The organism is Vibrio sp. 1151_11 (assembly GCF_029478525.1).
Classification (GTDB): Bacteria; Pseudomonadota; Gammaproteobacteria; order Enterobacterales; family Vibrionaceae; genus Vibrio; species Vibrio anguillarum.
This window is the reverse complement of the sequence record NZ_SHMN01000005.1, coordinates 44,376-60,335: the sequence shown is the minus strand read 5'-3', so window position 1 is coordinate 60,335 and position 15,960 is coordinate 44,376. Positions and strand designations below refer to the sequence as shown.

Here is a 15,960-nt window from a genome sequence, read left to right as displayed (position 1 = left end):
ATTTCTCTAAATTCAAATTCTATTTCAGAGCCAATTTGACGTTACGTTGATTCCAACAACCTAAGCCGTCTGGCAAGGTTTCATTGATCAGCAGGTAATTGGAATTAACTCGAGTAACTTTGCCGTGATTCAAACCTAAATATTGTCCCGCTTTCACGTTGACGACCTTGCCTTGGGGCGTTTGCACTAATGCCGATACCGCGCCCCCGCTACTCATCACGCCTTTTAATCGCAGTTGATTAAGCGGATAGCGCTCTAGCTGGCCATTTTTACTGCGAGCCGGAGGTTGCCAGCAGTCTGCCTTCACTACAGGCTGATTTTGTACAATCGCTTCTTTAGGCAGCACAAAAGGTTCGCGGGATTCATGTTGCGCATAATGAGCAACTTCAAATTGAATAATGGGTTTTAATTTGGAGACTTCTTTGCGTGCTTGCCCCTCAACCTGCTCCACATAAACCTTCAATGAATCTTGATTAGCTTTACAACCAACCAATACACTGGTACTAAACAGCACCATCAGCAGCAGATTATTGTTTTTCATCGTCCACCTCTTGCTTGAATTGATAGGTATAAGCGCGCACCCTAAAATGCAACGTGCTGCTTTCCTGGCTAACCCGTTGCCAATCAACATCATCGAAATTAATAATGCGGGGCAATTTCGCGATCGCCTCTGAGAAATCACCAATGTCGTGGTAATTACCAGTTAATTCGATATTGAGCGGCAAACGATACAGAAACTCTTTATTCTGTTTTTCTCCCCAATCAATACGTGTAAAGGTTAACGCGTTATCTAGCCCTAGTTCATTGACCGACGCCAGCATGCTTGCGAGCTCTTTTTGCACGGGTAATTGGCGTAATAAAAAATCATAACGTTCAGTTAATTCATCCAGTTGAGCTTGCAACTGGGGTAAGGTGGCGGCTTTGCTGGCCTTAATCCGTAAGGTCGATTTCAGCACCTCTTCTTGCTGTTTTAAGTTCTGCAATTGCTCATTTTGAGGCATAAGATAGAACCACGCGCCAACGCCTTGAATAATCAGCATCAACACCAAAATAACCAGCAGTTGAGGCAGCAACGGCCATTCAGCCATTTCATCCATATCAAGATCTTGAAAACTAGTCATGGACAGCTCCTGTAGGCCGAATCTTGGTTAGCACAGAGCCCTGTGGTGTCGGGGAATGAAACATAAATGACACTTTAAACGTCTGAAACTCCTTACCAAATCGCTTATTACCGTGCACGATAGAGTGCATGTTGATATCGGAAAGTAAGGCTGATTTTTCAAAATTATCGAGCATGGTCGCAAGACGCGCAGTGCTGTCACTGATGCCCGTAATTTCAATTTCTTCACCATTCATTTTGATCTTATCGACGTAGACTCCTTCAGGCATAAGCTGTGGCATCAAGTTCATCAACTCGGTGGTTTTATTGCGTTGACTTTGCAATGACTCAACAACCGATAAGCGAGTTAATAGTGCCTTGTGTTCTTGTTCCGTCATTTTTAATGCATTGATCTGTTTATCAAGCTGCTGAATGTATTGATTCAAATAGGCCAGACGAGACTCTTGCTGCTGCGCTTGCCCAGAGAAATACAAACCGATACCCCATTGAATACCAACAGCGCTCATCACACCTAAGACGACCAAGCCCATAAAACGACGCTTATGCGCCGCTCTTTGTTCCTCTCGCCAAGGCAGTAAGTTAATACTATGCAACATGAGAAGACTCCAACCACTCAATACCACGCAGTGCAAGGCCAGCCGCGGTGCTAAAACTCTGCCCAGACTGCTTACCTCGCTGGCGTTTCGCTAACTTATTGTTAAACAGAAGGAAGGGATCGAGAATCTCGCACTCAAGCTTGAGACGCCGCGAGATCTCTTGCGCCAACATCGGAGTATCTGCACCCCCACCTGAGAGCCAAATGCCTGCTAAACTGCCCGCGCCATTGACGGAGGTGAAAAGCTGCAACTGACGTTGAAGTCGCTCGATCAACTCATGCACAAAGCGCTCGTTTTTATCGGCTAATTCCGCATTGGTGCCCGACATCGCGCTGTCTTGGGACAACCACTGACAACCGAGAGGGATCTCTTTATGAAAAGGGGCTTTATCAGTAAAATCAATACAGAGCGCCGTTTGGGTATGGCCCACATCCATGAGCATCCAATCGCTGCGATGTTGTGCCCTGCTCGCCAACTGCCAAATGTTTAACAAACTGTGTATTTGCACATCAACCGCGATCGGTAAAAAGCCCGCTTTTTGAGCCGCTAACGCACGGCTTTCCACGACGTCTTTACGAGTGGCGTAAACTTGATAACTTACGGTGCTACTGCGACTTACGCTTTTTTCCATTACTTTGACGAAATCGAGACTCAGTTCTTCTATCGGGAACGGTGACTGATGAGAAAATGCCTGATAAATAGCAAACTCTTTTTCACGCGCCTGCAGGTCACTATCTATTTGTAATACCTTACTTATTACCGCATTGTCCGGTACCGATATGGCAACTTTGCGACTAAATAGTGGTAAACCCTTTCTTAGTTCTTTGAGTTTCTTTACAATTTTCTGATAATCCAGCGTGTGGTTATCGGAGAATATGTCCTCAGTAATAAATAATTCTTTATAACCGACGAGTGCATATGAATCACCCGCTAGCTTTAACACCACCGCTTTAATACTATGGTGGCCAATATCTATACCCGTAACCAATGATTTACCCATACGGCTTAGCTCCAGTAACGCTGCTTAGGCTTAGCTCGATTTGCTTATTTTGAGGTTAAATAAGCCACAATTTATTTTTAGAGCTAAATTTTTAGCCTAGAGTACAAGGGTTTGCATAAGGGCAGCCTTAACTAAACAGGGATTATCCGGTGAAGTTCATAAAGCGATTGTTATTACTTTCATTGATTTGCATTATTCTTGGAGTCACTACGATATTTGGCTTCTATTTTTACGTGAAGCCAGACCTCCCCGATGTAGCGACTTTACGTGATGTACAATTGCAGACACCGATGCAGGTCTATAGTCAAGATGGCAAGCTCATCGCCCAATTTGGAGAAAAGCGCCGAGTTCCGTTGCGTATTGAAGAGATCCCGCCTGAACTTATCGAAGCGATTATCGCCACCGAAGATAGTCGCTTCTATGAACACTATGGTTTTGACCCAATTGGTATCACTCGTGCTGCGGTCGCTGTGATCGCCTCAGGTAGCGCTAAACAAGGTGCAAGTACCATTACTCAGCAGCTTGCTCGTAACTTCTATCTCTCTAATGAGAAGAAGATCATGCGAAAAATCAAAGAGATTTTTATCGCTATTCATATCGAACAATTGCTGACGAAAAAAGAAATCCTAGAGCTTTATCTCAATAAAATTTATCTCGGTTACCGATCGTATGGAATTGGAGCGGCAGCCCAAGTTTATTTTGGAAAAGAAGTCAAAGATTTAACGCTGAGTGAAATTGCCCTGATTGCAGGACTTCCCAAAGCACCTTCAACCATGAACCCTATCTATTCTCTAGATCGCGCGACTAACCGCCGTAACGTGGTGCTACAGAGAATGCTTGATGAGAAATACATAACCCCAGCGCAATATGCGCAAGCCCGCTCTGAGCCCTTAATGTCGAAATACCACGGTGCTGAAATTGAACTTAATGCACCTTATGTGGCAGAAATCGCCCGTTCATGGATGGTGGAGCGCTATGGTGAAGAGTCGGCCTATACCTCTGGCATGATTGTCACCACAACGGTAGATTCCAAACAGCAGCAAGCCGCGAGTAAAGCTGCAATCAATAACCTACTCGCCTATGATGAGCGTCATGGCTATCGCGGTGCTGAAAAAGTAGTTTGGAAAGAAGGCCAAACGCCATTGAATGAACAGCAACTGGCCGAGCACTTAAATAATGAACCGACTTATGGAGATTTATTACCAGCCGTCGTTACCCACGTAAGCAGCCAATCGGCTACGGTTTGGGTTAAGAACCAAGGATTGCAGACCATTGAATGGCAAGGCATGAACTGGGCTCGCCGTTTCTTAACTGATTCTCGACAAGGACCGGTTCCGAGTACAGCGACGGAAATCATCGCCGCTGGTGAACAAATTTGGGTACGTAATCGTGCTGAATACAGTGATGACCATACCACCGACGAAGTACCACAGTGGTACTTAAGCCAAGTACCCAATGCCAACACTGCCTTTGTTGCCATGAACCCAGAAAATGGTGCGGTACTGGCGCTGGTTGGCGGCTTTAACTTTGTGCACAATAAATTTAACCGTGCGACTCAATCGGTGCGTCAAGTCGGCTCAAGTATTAAACCCTTTATCTACTCTGCCGCCATCGATAAAGGCATGACCTTAGCGACGCTCATTAATGATGCGCCGATTAACCAGTGGGACCAAAGCCAAGGTACAGCATGGCGTCCTAAAAACTCACCACCGACTTATATTGGCCCAACTCGTCTTCGCGTTGGCTTGGCTCAATCCAAAAACGTGATGGCGGTGAGAGTGCTACGCGCTGTTGGGCTGGATGAAACACGTGAGTATCTCACTCGCTTTGGTTTTGATATTGACCAAGTACCACGCTCAGAAACCATTGCCTTAGGTGCGGGAAGCTTAACGCCGGTTAAGATGGCGCAAGGCTATTCCGTGTTTGCCAATGGTGGCTATTATGTTGAACCCTATTACATCAGCAAAGTTGAAGATCCCTTTGGCAAACTTGAGTATCAAGCCACACCAAAAGTCGTTTGCCAACAGCAATGCACCCCAGACACAAATGAGTTCGATGAGCAAGATGTTGCATCGCACTATGCTCCACAAGTAATTTCCGAACAAAACGCATTTCTTGTCCGAGAGATGATGTACAGCAATATTTGGGGTGGCGGAAATTGGCGTGAAGGAACGGGTTGGAATGGTACAGGCTGGCGTGCACAAAAGCTGGGGCGTCGTGATATTGGTGGTAAAACAGGAACGACCAATGACTCCAAAGATGCGTGGTACAACGGCTATGCACCGGGCATGGTCGCTATTGCTTGGGTCGGATTTGATGATCATAACCGCAACTTAGGTAGGACAACCGAAAACAGCAATGTAGATGACGATGGTGTATCCGGTGCAGAAGCGGGAGCAAAAACGGCACAACCGGCTTGGATTGATTTTATGCGTCAAGTACTGCTCGATGTGCCAGCGCAAGACAAACCCATTCCCGCCAATATTGTGCGGGTAAGAATCGATATCGATACCGGCTTATTAACCAATAAGTTTGATTCAAGCTCGATGTTTGAATACTTCATTCAAGGCACAGAGCCAACCGAGTATGTCGCAGAGAGTGTCTCTGACAACATCTACTCTTCACCTACAGGTGAAGAGCTGTTCTAAAGCTCAGTAAAAAGAGGCTAAATTTAGCCTCTTTTTTTATTTCTCATTTAGCTTTGTTTTGATTGCATGAGCCAACTGCTCAAAACGCTGCCTCAGCGGCGATCCCGGCCGATAAGCTAATACTAAGCGGCGTGAAGGCTGCGGGTTGACCGCTTTAAGGTAACAAACGCCATCCTTCTCTTTGACATCTGGTAAAGAGAGCTCAGGTAACAGGGTAATTCCCCCACCCGCTGCGACCATATTACGCAGCGTCTCTAAGCTGGTCGCTTTAAAACGTTCGTCATCTTTTGCGCCTGCCGCAAAACAGAAACCTAAGGCTTGATCGCGTAAGCAATGACCGTCACCTAAAGCCAATACCGTTCGCCCTTTCAAATCCAACATACTTACTTCACTTTTTGCAGCCCATTCATGCCCACTAGGCACGGCAATACTCAATGCTTCGTCATACAGATCAATCTCTTTAAAATGAGCCGTTTCCGCAACGGAGGCCAACACTAAACAATCGAGTTTGCCATCTTCTAACTGGCGCACAAGCTGTTGGGTTTGCGCTTCGTGTAAATAGAGCTCCAGTTCAGGAAATTGCTCTTTTAAAAAAGGCACAATACGCGGCAAAAGGTAGGGACCTAAAGTGGGAATGAATCCAATATGGATAGGACCACTCATCGAGCCGCCTTGGCCGCTGGCCATATCTCTGAAGGTTTTGATTTCACTTAAAATACGCTTGGCCTGATCGACCAATTGTAGGCCCGAATCGGTGAACAATACTCGGCGACTGCTGCGCTCTAATAATACTGTTCCCAGCTCATCCTCCAGTTTGCGGATCTGGCCACTGAGTGTTGGCTGGCTCACAAAACAAGCTTCTGCTGCTTTACGAAAATGTTTATGTTCAGCTAATGATACTAAGTACTCAAAATCACGAATGTTCATCTTCAATCTCAATAGAATCCACCTATCAAAACCATAGCATCAAACGATTGGAGCTATCAAAGGTTTTCTTCCATAATGGCTTCAACAAATGAGAGCAGCGGCTCTTAAAATCATAACCTAACTTAGAAAATCACAAGGAAAATAGAATGTTAGTATCTAAAGAAGGCCAAGCGGTACCACAAGTCACTTTCCCTACTCGTCAAGGTGATGCTTGGGTTAATCTCACAACAGATCAATTATTCAAAGGTAAAACCGTTATCGTATTTAGCTTGCCAGGTGCCTTCACCCCAACCTGTTCATCAAGCCACTTGCCGCGTTACAACGAACTGTACCCGGTGTTTAAAGAGCATGGCGTTGATGACATCCTATGTGTTTCGGTGAACGATACCTTTGTGATGAATGCTTGGAAAGCAGACCAAGAAGCAGAGAATATTACTTTCATTCCTGATGGCAATGGCGAATTTACTGACGGTATGGGTATGTTAGTTGATAAAAGCCAAATCGGTTTTGGCAAACGTTCATGGCGTTACAGCATGCTAGTCAAAGATGGCATCATCGAAAAAATGTTTATCGAAGCTGATGAACCGGGTGACCCGTTCAAAGTATCAGATGCTGACACTATGCTGAAATACATTGCACCTAACTATAAAACACAAGAATCGGTTACCGTATTTACTAAACCAGGTTGCCCATTCTGTACTAAAGCAAAACAACTCTTGATTGACCACGGTCTTCAATATGAAGAAGTGGTATTGGGTAAAGATGCAACCACAGTGAGCTTACGAGCTATCACAGGCCGTACCACCGTTCCGCAAGTTTTCGTTGGTGGTAAACACATCGGCGGCAGCGAAGAGCTAGAAGCTTACCTGGGCTAATCACGCCTGCCCTAGGAAAATCTTCCTAGGGCATCCTCCTCATTTAGACTCAATGACAGCATTATTAAATGTTGCCATCGACTATTCACATTCCAAATTTAGAGAAAGCGATGATGAAACAGTTAAACGTTGATGTAGCCATTATTGGTGGTGGGACCGCAGGACTCGGCGCTTATCGTGCAGCAAAAGCACATACGACTAGTGTCGTCATGATCGAAGGTGGCCCATACGGAACCACATGCGCTCGCGTCGGCTGCATGCCATCTAAGTTACTGATTGCGGCCGCTGAAAGCGTCCATCACATCCACAAAGCTCCTGCTTTTGGTGTTCATCCTCAAGGTGAAATTGTCATTAATGGACGTGAAGTGATGGCGCGGGTAAAACGTGAACGTGACCGCTTTGTCGGATTTGTGCTTGAAGGCGTTGAGGAGATCCCCGCTGAAGACAAAATCTCAGGCTACGCCCAATTTATCGACAACCACACCCTACAGGTCGACAACCATACACGAATCAGCGCCAAGCGGATCGTGATTGCTACCGGTTCTCGCCCAGCCTACCCCGCGGTATGGCATGAACTTGGCGATCGCTTAATCATTAATGATGACCTATTTGAGTGGGACGACTTACCCGAATCTGTTGCCGTATTTGGCCCGGGAGTTATTGGCTTAGAACTAGGCCAAGCCTTGCATCGTTTAGGGGTGAAAGTGAAGCTGTTCGGCATTGGTGGACAAGTTGGCCCATTAACCGACCCTGATGTGATGGCTTACGCTGATAAAACGTTTAAGGAAGAATTCTATTTAGACGCTGACGTTAAAGTGGAAAGCATGAAACGCATTGCTTCTCCAACAGGCCAAAACGACAAAGTTGAAATCCAATTCATCAACCGTGAAGGGCAGCTCGAGACATTTGTCGTTGACTATGTGTTGGCGGCAACCGGTCGTCGCCCGAACGTAGATAAATTGGCACTTGAAAATACCGATGTAGCCCTTGATGCGCGCGGCGTACCAACGGCCGATCACTATACGCTGCAAACCTCTGTAGACAGTATTTTCATTGCTGGTGATGCCAGTAATCAACTGCCACTGCTTCATGAAGCAGCCGATCAAGGTCGTATTGCAGGGGATAACGCTGGCCGCTACCCAGATATTCGTGCCGGGCTTCGTCGTTCCTCTATCTCAGCGGTTTTTTCAGACCCACAAATTGCGATGGTCGGTGAATCCTACAAACAGCTAACCACTCGTTTAGGAAATTGTGGCTGTTTTGCTATCGGTACTGTGTCGTTTGAAAATCAAGGCCGTTCACGCGTCATGCTGCGCAATAAAGGGTTATTGCATGTGTATGGCGAACAAGGAACAGGGCGATTTTTAGGCGCTGAAATGATGGGACCGAATGCGGAGCACTTGGCTCATTTACTGGCGTGGGCACATCAAAATCAGATGACGATTTCACAGATGTTGGATATGCCTTTTTATCACCCCGTAATTGAAGAAGGCGTGCGCACCGCGCTGCGTGATCTAAACGCTAAACTGCATTTAGGTCCTGAGATGATAAAGCATTGCATGGACTGCGGTCCGGGCTGTTAATTTTCAACATCCATTCATGCGGTCGCCCTTGGGCGGCCGTTTTTTATACGCTTTAGTTTCAGCCGCGCCTTAGACTCACACCTTCACGCACGTTATACTGCCGTTATTTTCTCTTTAATGAACGCGCTTATGCCTTGCAATAACTGCCAATCTTCGTGGTTTTGGAAAAAAATCGGCCGCTGCCAACGTTGTATGGATCAGCTCACTGTTTTGTCAGTTGGGTGCTGGCTTGTGTGGTGGTGGTTATACAGGGAGAACCCTAAAACCATTGAATCGATCAGCTTGCTAATAGCGGGCTTTGCCTTTAACGGTTTGCTGTTTTTACATCTGTGGATGAAGTTTGTGGTACTCCCTTGGCGTAAGCGGCAAGGGCGCGACAAATAAAAAGCTAAAGAGCACAAAAGAAAAAGCCCCAGAACCAATAGTAGGTTTGGGGCCTTCTTAGATTCTTCTAAGAAAAAGCAGTGGTACAGTTATAGACCACGCTTTTCTTAAATTGTTCCGTGATCATTCGATCTTTTTGAGATCTTTTTCCAAGGCCTCATTAACGGCAATGATCGCGTTGGTAATCAACGCATTAAGCGACGTTGACTCGCTTGATGATCTGCTCAACCAAATTGATCTCAAGCGCCACTTCATCACAAGCGTGCTGCCGTGGGCATTGTTCACAATCTTTGAGCACTTTCTCTGGCAGTAAGCTTTTTGAGGTTGGAATAAAATCATGCTTCATGAAAAACTCTGGCGTTCGAGTCAGAACAAACACTTTCTTAATCGCCATTTGCCGCGCTTTATTCACCAAATACGAGACGATCGCTTTTCCTTGTCCTTGACCTTGCCAACCTGCTTCTACACCAAGCGAACGAATTTCAGCCAACCCAGAGTCATAGACATATAACGAGGCGCATCCCGTCACTTCACCATGGTGTTCCGCCACGGCAAATGAACCAATATCGCGCACCAACTCATTGCGTGAACGAGGCAGATTTTCTCCCATATTCGCCCAATAAGTGACCATACTTTCTAGCGTTTCAATATCCGTCAAACGGGCAGGACGAACTTTCACCGCCGTGGTGTCACGTTTGTCTAAACGCGCTTTGGCTTGATCAACCGCATAGGCCACTTGTTTTGGCGAAACGCCACCTAAAGCGCTGCGTTTTTCTAAGCAAGATTCAATAGTGAGGATCGCATAAACATCATCTTCAATGACCGACGAAAACTCTTTAAGCTCGGCAAGGGTCAGTTCTTCAAGCGCACACCCTTTCGCGATCGCGCCAACCACCGCTACGCCCACAATATGGTGCGCTTCACGGAAAGGGATCCCTTTGGCGACTAAATAATCAGCTAATTCGGTAGCATTGGCATAGCCTTGTTTGGCCGCTTCTAAAGTCCGTTCGGTTTTAATTTTGATGCCATCAAAGCAAAGCGCAGCCATTTCCATGCAGTCGTTCCAAGTATCCAGCGCGTCAAACAGCCCTTCTTTGTCTTCTTGCATATCTTTGTTATAAGCCAATGGTAAGGCTTTGACCGTCATCATCATGCCCGCAAGCGAGCCATAAACACGGCCAGTTTTGCCACGGATCAGCTCTAATGCATCAGGGTTTTTCTTTTGCGGCATCAAGGATGAACCCGAAGTCACGGTGTCAGCCAGTTCGATAAAACCAGACTCACCCGAGTTGTAGAAGATCATATCTTCCGCCAAGCGCGATAAATGCAGCATCGAGATCGACGCCACCGACATCAATTCCATCACGTGATCTCGGTCGGATACTGAATCGAGCGAGTTACGCGTGGCACGGCGAAACCCTAAATGATGAGCAAGCTGTTCACGATCAATCGGATAGGCCGTACCTGCCAGCGCGCCGGAGCCAAGCGGACAAGTATCAAGGCGCTTAATCGCATCATTTAAACGAGAATAATCACGCTCAAACATTTCAACATAGGCCAAACACCAATGCGCAAAGGTCACTGGTTGCGCACGTTGCAGGTGGGTATAACCGGGCAAAACCGTCGCTTGGTGCTGCTGAGCAACCGACACTAGTTTCGTTTGCAGGCGATCTAACCCCAACAGTAATTGCTGACCTTGCTGGCGGCACCACAATTTTAAATCGGTCGCGACTTGGTCATTACGAGAGCGCCCAGTGTGCAGCTTTTTGCCTAAATCACCCACTTTGCTGATCAACTGCTGCTCAACCCAAGAATGAATATCTTCTGCATCAGAGCGTAAGATCTGCTCAGGATCTTCCATCACTTCCAGTTTGAGTTCGTTGAGCGCAAGTTCTAGTTTTTGCTGCTCCTCTTCGCCCAAAACATTCACTGACACCAACGCCTTTGACCATGCTATAGAGCCCACAATGTCTTGTTCAGCCAATCGGTAATCAAAGCGAAGTGAATCGTTGAACTCTTTGAACCTCGTGTCTGCTGCTTGGGTAAATCTACCGCCCCATAATGCCATTGCGTATCTCCTGCTCTTAGGTCGCGACTGAGCGTGACCACATCAAATTGCTCAATCATTTTTATAATAAAGATCGCTACTAGAGCGATCTTTTATTGTTATTTTTGTGTCTCTACCTTGGGTGTTAACCTAGGCTTTATTCTTCTTCGCTTCGTTCAACGCTCTGATCCGGCTTGCCAACGAATAGAGACGAATGAAGCCGCCTGCGTGGCTTTGGTCATACACAACATCTTCACCAAAGGTCGCAAACTCTTCCGAGTACAAGCTGTTTTCAGAACGTTTTTGCGTCACTGTCGCTTGCCCTTTGTAAAGCTTCACAACCACTTCACCATTAACATCCTGTGCCAACTCATCGGCTGCGGCCATGATGGATTTACGCAGCGGAGTGAACCAACGGCCATCGTATACAAGATGCGACGCTTTGACACCCAGTTCTTCACGAAATTCGAATGAGGCTTTATCGAGCACTAACTGCTCAACAGCACGCAACGCTTCCATCATGATGGTGCCTCCTGGGGTTTCATAACAACCACGAGACTTCATACCAACCAAACGGTTTTCGACGATGTCGATACGACCAACGCCGTGTTTAGAGCCTTTCTCATTAAGGTAAACGAGTGCGTTGTAAGGCGTCATCAGTTCACCATCGACGCCAACAACTTCGCCTTTCGCGACCTGCAATGTGACAAACTCTGGTTCATTTGGTGCTTGTTCTGGATCTACTGTCCATACCCAGCAATCCTCATTAGGGGCGTTCCAAGTACTCTCAAGCACGCCACCTTCGGTCGAAATGTGCCACGCGTTCGCATCACGCGAGTAAATTTTCGTCAATGAAGCGGCGCAAGGAATGTTACGCTCAGCAAGGAAATCAAGACACTCTTCACGACTCACGATGTCCCACTCACGCCAAGGGGCAATCACATGTAAATCAGGCGCTAGGGCTGCAAACGCACCTTCAAAACGCACTTGGTCATTACCTTTCCCCGTACAGCCGTGACACAGCGCATCGGCACCCACTTTACGCGCTACTTCAACTTGCGCTTTGGCAATGATTGGGCGAGCCATTGACGTCCCAAGCAGGTATTTACCTTCGTAATAAGCACCTGTTTTTAGTGTTGGGTAGATGTATTCAGCGACCATCTCTTCTTTAAGATCGACCACATAACACTCTGACGCGCCAGACGCTTTCGCTTTCTCTTCAATGCCGACCAATTCTTCTTCACCTTGGCCGACATCGGCAACAAAGGCAACCACTTCACAATCGTAGTTTTCTTTTAACCACGGAATGATTACCGAAGTATCTAGACCGCCAGAGTATGCGACAACGACTTTATTGACTTGAACCTTGCTCATCTTACTTTCTCCATTTCCCGGCGCTGCGCTTGGCGGTCAGTGCTCTGGGTGATTAATTACTTACAGCTGTTATCAACAACTGATTAAATGCGTTTATTGAGGTAAAAATTGGGTCCCGATACTTTCGCCCGCAAACAATTTGCTGAGCTTATCTGGGTAACGCCATGTCGCCACTTCAATCGGGCGACCTAAATCATTTGCCGCTTCCAGCGCCGCTTTCACTTTGACAATCATGCCATCCGTGATCACTTTGCCTTTAATGAGCGCATTGGCCTGCTGCTCATTGAGGCTCGACAACAAATGGCCTTTGCCATCCAGCACACCGCTCACATCGGAAAGCAGAACGAGCTCTGCATCCAATGCGCCAGCCACTGCAACGGCTGCTTGATCGGCGTTGACATTCATCATTTGACCATCAGCGGTCAGGCCAATCGAGCTGATAATAGGCAAACCACCAGCGGCTAAAATCGCTTGCACGATTTGTGAATCACCAGGAGAAGCCTTGCCCACTGCGCCGAGTTCTGGATCCAACTCTTCGACTTTGCATAACCCGCCATCAGCGAGCGATAAACCAACCGCATTTAAGCCATCTTTAATCGCTTGCCCTTGCAGCATTTTGTTGGCTGTCCCAGCCAGCGCGCCTGCAATCAGCGGAATTTGGTCATAAGGCGTGACACGCAAACCTTCTTTCTTCACGGTTTTTAGTTGTAATTTCGCCATCAGGTCATCGACGAGATAACCGCCCCCGTGCACGATGACAATTCGTCGCTGAGCTTGGGCTTGATACAGTGCGATTGCGCCAAACAGTTTGCTTAGCGTTTCAGAACAAGACAGCGCAGCGCCGCCTAACTTAATCACTAATGGATTTTGCTTTGTATCTGTCATATTTAACCCTTACGCTTGGTGCGTTACACCAAAGCCGTTAGCTCAGAAAAACCGTAATGAATATTTAAACACTGCATCGCTTGGCTCGATGCCCCCTTTAATAAATTATCGATCGCGGACACGACGATAATATGCTCACCTTGCACTCGCCAACCGAGGTCGCAAAATGGCGTAAATTCAACATCTTTGATGCTCGGCAAGGTTGATTTGAGCCGAACCGCTGGTTTGTTAGCGTACGCCTTCTCAAAAGCATGGCTGACTTGTTGCTCTGAAATACCTGATGCAAGCTTCATCGTCACGGTGGCCAAAATACCGCGTTTGAAATTCCCTAAGTGAGGCGTAAAAATCACATCACATCCTAAATGGGCGACGATTTCAGGTTGGTGGCGATGAGTAAACACGCCGTATGGCTGTAAGCTCACTTCACAAAAACTATTGGTTAATGTCGCTTTTCTGCCCGCACCTGTGACACCGCTGGTGGCATTAATCACCGGCCATTGAGTTGTATCTAACAAACCCGCTTCAACCAAAGGCTTTATCGCCAGTTGCGATGCGGTTGGATAGCAACCTGCAACGGCGATCAATTGGCTCTGCTTAATTGCCTCATAATTCCATTCCGCCAGTCCATAAACCGCGTTTTCTAACCATTTAGGGTGTTGATGTTTAAAACCATAGTAATTTTGGTAAAAATCATCACCTTTGACGCGAAAAGCACCAGAAAGGTCGAAAACTTGACAATTTTGCGCAAGAAAAATAGGCGCGAGATCATGGCTCACCTCATGAGCCGTAGCTAAAAACACCACATCACATTGGCTTGCAACGCTCACCGGATCCACTAATGGTTGTACCTGCATGTCGACAATACCGGAGAGTTTGCCATGCAGCTCAGCCATTGGTTTTCCAGCATCTAGGCTATTGGCGGAAACGTATAAACCTGATAGCGTGAGTTGTGGGTGTTTTTGCACCATATACGCCAACTCAGCGCCGGTATAACCGCTAGCTCCGATAATTGTGGTTTTCAACATCTCGTGACATCCAATTTCAAGGTAAAAAAGACAATCTAAAAATGACTATAAATTTCAAAAAAGACACTTAACTCGGTTTTTTATTCACACAAAGTGATTTAATATGTGTTTTACCTTCTCACAATTACTCTGTCAATACTAGGAGCAAAGATAATATGCAATTACCCAGTTTTCTTGAGGTTTACCAAGGTCTGATTTCGACCTCTTCCATCAGCTCCACAGATGCTCGTTGGGACGAAGGTAACCAGAGTGTGATTGATAAATTGGCAAGCTGGTTTTCCAGCTTAGGGTTTGTAGTCGACACCATTGAAGTCGCGCCGGGAAAATACAATTTAGTGGCGAAGAAAGGGTGCGGCGAAGGTGGCCTACTGCTCGCGGGGCACAGTGATACCGTTCCATTTGACGAAGGACGTTGGAATTTTGAACCACACGCGTTAACGCAAGCCAATGATCGTTTCTATGGCTTAGGCACGGCAGACATGAAAGGCTTTTTTGCTTTTATCTACGAAGCGGTGAAAAAAGTCGATTGGAGTAAACAGAGTAAACCGCTGTATGTGTTGGCTACCTGTGATGAAGAAACCACTATGCTCGGCGCGCGTCATTTCACTGAACATGCACCATTTCAACCGGATTACTGCATTATTGGTGAGCCGACTAGCCTTGTGCCCATCCGCGGCCATAAAGGCCACGTAGCCAACGCTATTCGAGTGACAGGAAAATCGGGCCACTCGTCTGATCCTGCTCTGGGCGTAAATGCCATCGAAATCATGCATGAAGTGCTGTTCGCGTTAATGCAACTGCGCGACAAATTGATCAAAGAGTACCATCACCCAGGCTTTGCCATTCCTCACCCCACTTTGAACCTCGGCCATATCCACGGTGGCGATAGTCCAAACCGCATTTGTGGCTGCTGCGAATTGCATTACGATGTGCGCCCGCTGCCCGGCATGAGTCTAGATGGGCTCGATAACTTGCTGCGCAATGCACTGAATGAAGTCAGTGCAAAATGGCCCGGTCGCATTGAGATTACCGCGCTGCATGATGCGATTCCGGGTTATGAATGTCAGCATGATCACCCCTTTATTGGCAACATTGAAGAGATTTGCAATACCGCTTCACAAACCGTGAATTACTGTACTGAAGCACCGTTCTTACAACAATTATGCCCAACACTGGTACTCGGCCCAGGTTCGATCGATCAAGCGCATCAACCGGATGAATTCCTAGCGTTTGAATTTATTGATCCAACCATCTCGATTTTGTCCAAAGCAATGTATAAATACTGCTTCTAGCCTACCAAGCTTACTCAAGCGATAAATGCCTGACAGCTTTTCTACGGTCGGGCATTTTTGTAATAAAATTTCAGTAATTTACGCCAATTATTCACCAAATGATCACGTTCAATAACATTCAGCAATAATCGTAAAAATAGTCGGCTTTATTTGACTCTACAGGGATCTTTTCGCTAGATTGTGTACTTAGCAAGGAACAATGGA

14 protein-coding genes are annotated in these 15,960 nt (G+C 46.6%); 5 read left to right on the top strand and 9 right to left on the bottom strand.

Features of this window, described 5'->3' with window-relative positions:
* Window positions 1–19: 19 nt before the first annotated feature.
* Genes EXZ60_RS05485 through pilM form a run of 4 tightly spaced genes read right to left on the bottom strand, consistent with a single transcriptional unit; the run spans window position 20 to window position 2,716 of the window.
* Window positions 20–541, bottom strand: a complete 522-nt coding sequence (locus EXZ60_RS05485; protein ID WP_013855888.1) for a pilus assembly protein PilP — start codon at window positions 539–541, stop codon at window positions 20–22.
* On the bottom strand, window positions 528–1,121 hold the full coding sequence (gene pilO / locus EXZ60_RS05480; protein ID WP_013855887.1) for a type 4a pilus biogenesis protein PilO: 594 nt from the start codon (window positions 1,119–1,121) through the stop codon (window positions 528–530). Before pilO ends, EXZ60_RS05485 begins: the two co-directional genes overlap by 14 nt.
* Window positions 1,114–1,716 carry a PilN domain-containing protein gene (locus EXZ60_RS05475; RefSeq protein ID WP_277435427.1) on the bottom strand — a complete coding sequence of 201 codons (603 nt, stop codon included), beginning with the start codon at window positions 1,714–1,716 and terminating at the stop codon, window positions 1,114–1,116. The genes pilO and EXZ60_RS05475 overlap by 8 nt, the downstream gene beginning before the upstream one ends.
* Window positions 1,706–2,716, bottom strand: a complete 1,011-nt coding sequence (pilM, locus tag EXZ60_RS05470) for a type IV pilus assembly protein PilM (protein WP_094165236.1) — start codon at window positions 2,714–2,716, stop codon at window positions 1,706–1,708. Before pilM ends, EXZ60_RS05475 begins: the two co-directional genes overlap by 11 nt.
* Before the next feature lie 149 nt (window positions 2,717–2,865).
* Here pilM and EXZ60_RS05465 point away from each other — a divergent pair, with 149 nt between their 5' ends.
* Window positions 2,866–5,364 carry a PBP1A family penicillin-binding protein gene (locus tag EXZ60_RS05465; protein WP_170888852.1) on the top strand — a complete coding sequence of 833 codons (2,499 nt, stop codon included), beginning with the start codon at window positions 2,866–2,868 and terminating at the stop codon, window positions 5,362–5,364.
* Between the two features lie 36 nt (window positions 5,365–5,400).
* Here the strand turns inward: EXZ60_RS05465 and oxyR are convergent, their stop codons facing one another.
* Complete coding sequence (oxyR, locus tag EXZ60_RS05460) at window positions 5,401–6,291, bottom strand: DNA-binding transcriptional regulator OxyR (protein ID WP_026027425.1); 891 nt, start codon at window positions 6,289–6,291, stop codon at window positions 5,401–5,403.
* A gap of 146 nt (window positions 6,292–6,437) precedes the next feature.
* On the opposite strand from oxyR, the gene EXZ60_RS05455 reads away from it, so the two are divergent.
* The 3 genes from EXZ60_RS05455 (at window position 6,438) to EXZ60_RS05445 (ending at window position 9,133) form a co-directional block, all read left to right on the top strand.
* On the top strand, window positions 6,438–7,166 hold the full coding sequence (locus tag EXZ60_RS05455) for a redoxin family protein (protein WP_013855882.1): 729 nt from the start codon (window positions 6,438–6,440) through the stop codon (window positions 7,164–7,166).
* A 113-nt stretch (window positions 7,167–7,279) separates the two neighbouring features.
* The gene (locus tag EXZ60_RS05450) at window positions 7,280–8,749 is read left to right on the top strand and encodes a dihydrolipoyl dehydrogenase (protein WP_026027892.1); all 1,470 of its coding nucleotides are present in this window, start codon (window positions 7,280–7,282) and stop codon (window positions 8,747–8,749) included.
* Window positions 8,750–8,878: 129 nt separating this feature from the next.
* A complete protein-coding gene (locus tag EXZ60_RS05445; RefSeq protein ID WP_017046763.1) occupies window positions 8,879–9,133 on the top strand; it encodes a DUF3624 domain-containing protein in 255 nt (84 codons plus the stop codon).
* A gap of 193 nt (window positions 9,134–9,326) precedes the next feature.
* Here EXZ60_RS05445 and argH read toward each other — a convergent pair whose 3' ends face one another.
* From argH to argC, 4 genes are all read right to left on the bottom strand, one after another.
* Window positions 9,327–11,201, bottom strand: a complete 1,875-nt coding sequence (gene argH / locus EXZ60_RS05440; RefSeq protein WP_013855879.1) for an argininosuccinate lyase — start codon at window positions 11,199–11,201, stop codon at window positions 9,327–9,329.
* 129 nt (window positions 11,202–11,330) lie between these two features.
* The gene (locus EXZ60_RS05435; RefSeq protein ID WP_017043213.1) at window positions 11,331–12,554 is read right to left on the bottom strand and encodes an argininosuccinate synthase; all 1,224 of its coding nucleotides are present in this window, start codon (window positions 12,552–12,554) and stop codon (window positions 11,331–11,333) included.
* Window positions 12,555–12,647: 93 nt separating this feature from the next.
* On the bottom strand, window positions 12,648–13,439 hold the full coding sequence (argB, locus tag EXZ60_RS05430; protein ID WP_010317663.1) for an acetylglutamate kinase: 792 nt from the start codon (window positions 13,437–13,439) through the stop codon (window positions 12,648–12,650).
* A gap of 23 nt (window positions 13,440–13,462) precedes the next feature.
* Entirely contained in the window at window positions 13,463–14,464 is a 1,002-nt protein-coding gene (gene argC, locus EXZ60_RS05425) for an N-acetyl-gamma-glutamyl-phosphate reductase (protein ID WP_081245068.1), read from the bottom strand.
* A 155-nt stretch (window positions 14,465–14,619) separates the two neighbouring features.
* Here argC and argE point away from each other — a divergent pair, with 155 nt between their 5' ends.
* On the top strand, window positions 14,620–15,756 hold the full coding sequence (argE, locus tag EXZ60_RS05420; protein ID WP_013855875.1) for an acetylornithine deacetylase: 1,137 nt from the start codon (window positions 14,620–14,622) through the stop codon (window positions 15,754–15,756).
* Window positions 15,757–15,960: the final 204 nt, after the last annotated feature.

What these genes read in the sequence shown, in the direction of transcription:
- EXZ60_RS05485 (WP_013855888.1), bottom strand. Translation starts at nt 541, where the DNA reads ATGAAAAACAATAATCTGCTGCTGATGGTGCTGTTTAGTACCAGTGTA.
- pilO (WP_013855887.1), bottom strand. Translation starts at nt 1,121, where the DNA reads ATGACTAGTTTTCAAGATCTTGATATGGATGAAATGGCTGAATGGCCG.
- EXZ60_RS05475 (WP_277435427.1), bottom strand. Translation starts at nt 1,716, where the DNA reads ATGTTGCATAGTATTAACTTACTGCCTTGGCGAGAGGAACAAAGAGCG.
- pilM (WP_094165236.1), bottom strand. Translation starts at nt 2,716, where the DNA reads ATGGGTAAATCATTGGTTACGGGTATAGATATTGGCCACCATAGTATT.
- oxyR (WP_026027425.1), bottom strand. Translation starts at nt 6,291, where the DNA reads ATGAACATTCGTGATTTTGAGTACTTAGTATCATTAGCTGAACATAAA.
- EXZ60_RS05455 (WP_013855882.1), top strand. Translation starts at nt 6,438, where the DNA reads ATGTTAGTATCTAAAGAAGGCCAAGCGGTACCACAAGTCACTTTCCCT.
- EXZ60_RS05450 (WP_026027892.1), top strand. Translation starts at nt 7,280, where the DNA reads ATGAAACAGTTAAACGTTGATGTAGCCATTATTGGTGGTGGGACCGCA.
- EXZ60_RS05445 (WP_017046763.1), top strand. Translation starts at nt 8,879, where the DNA reads ATGCCTTGCAATAACTGCCAATCTTCGTGGTTTTGGAAAAAAATCGGC.
- argH (WP_013855879.1), bottom strand. Translation starts at nt 11,201, where the DNA reads ATGGCATTATGGGGCGGTAGATTTACCCAAGCAGCAGACACGAGGTTC.
- EXZ60_RS05435 (WP_017043213.1), bottom strand. Translation starts at nt 12,554, where the DNA reads ATGAGCAAGGTTCAAGTCAATAAAGTCGTTGTCGCATACTCTGGCGGT.
- argB (WP_010317663.1), bottom strand. Translation starts at nt 13,439, where the DNA reads ATGACAGATACAAAGCAAAATCCATTAGTGATTAAGTTAGGCGGCGCT.
- argC (WP_081245068.1), bottom strand. Translation starts at nt 14,464, where the DNA reads ATGTTGAAAACCACAATTATCGGAGCTAGCGGTTATACCGGCGCTGAG.
- argE (WP_013855875.1), top strand. Translation starts at nt 14,620, where the DNA reads ATGCAATTACCCAGTTTTCTTGAGGTTTACCAAGGTCTGATTTCGACC.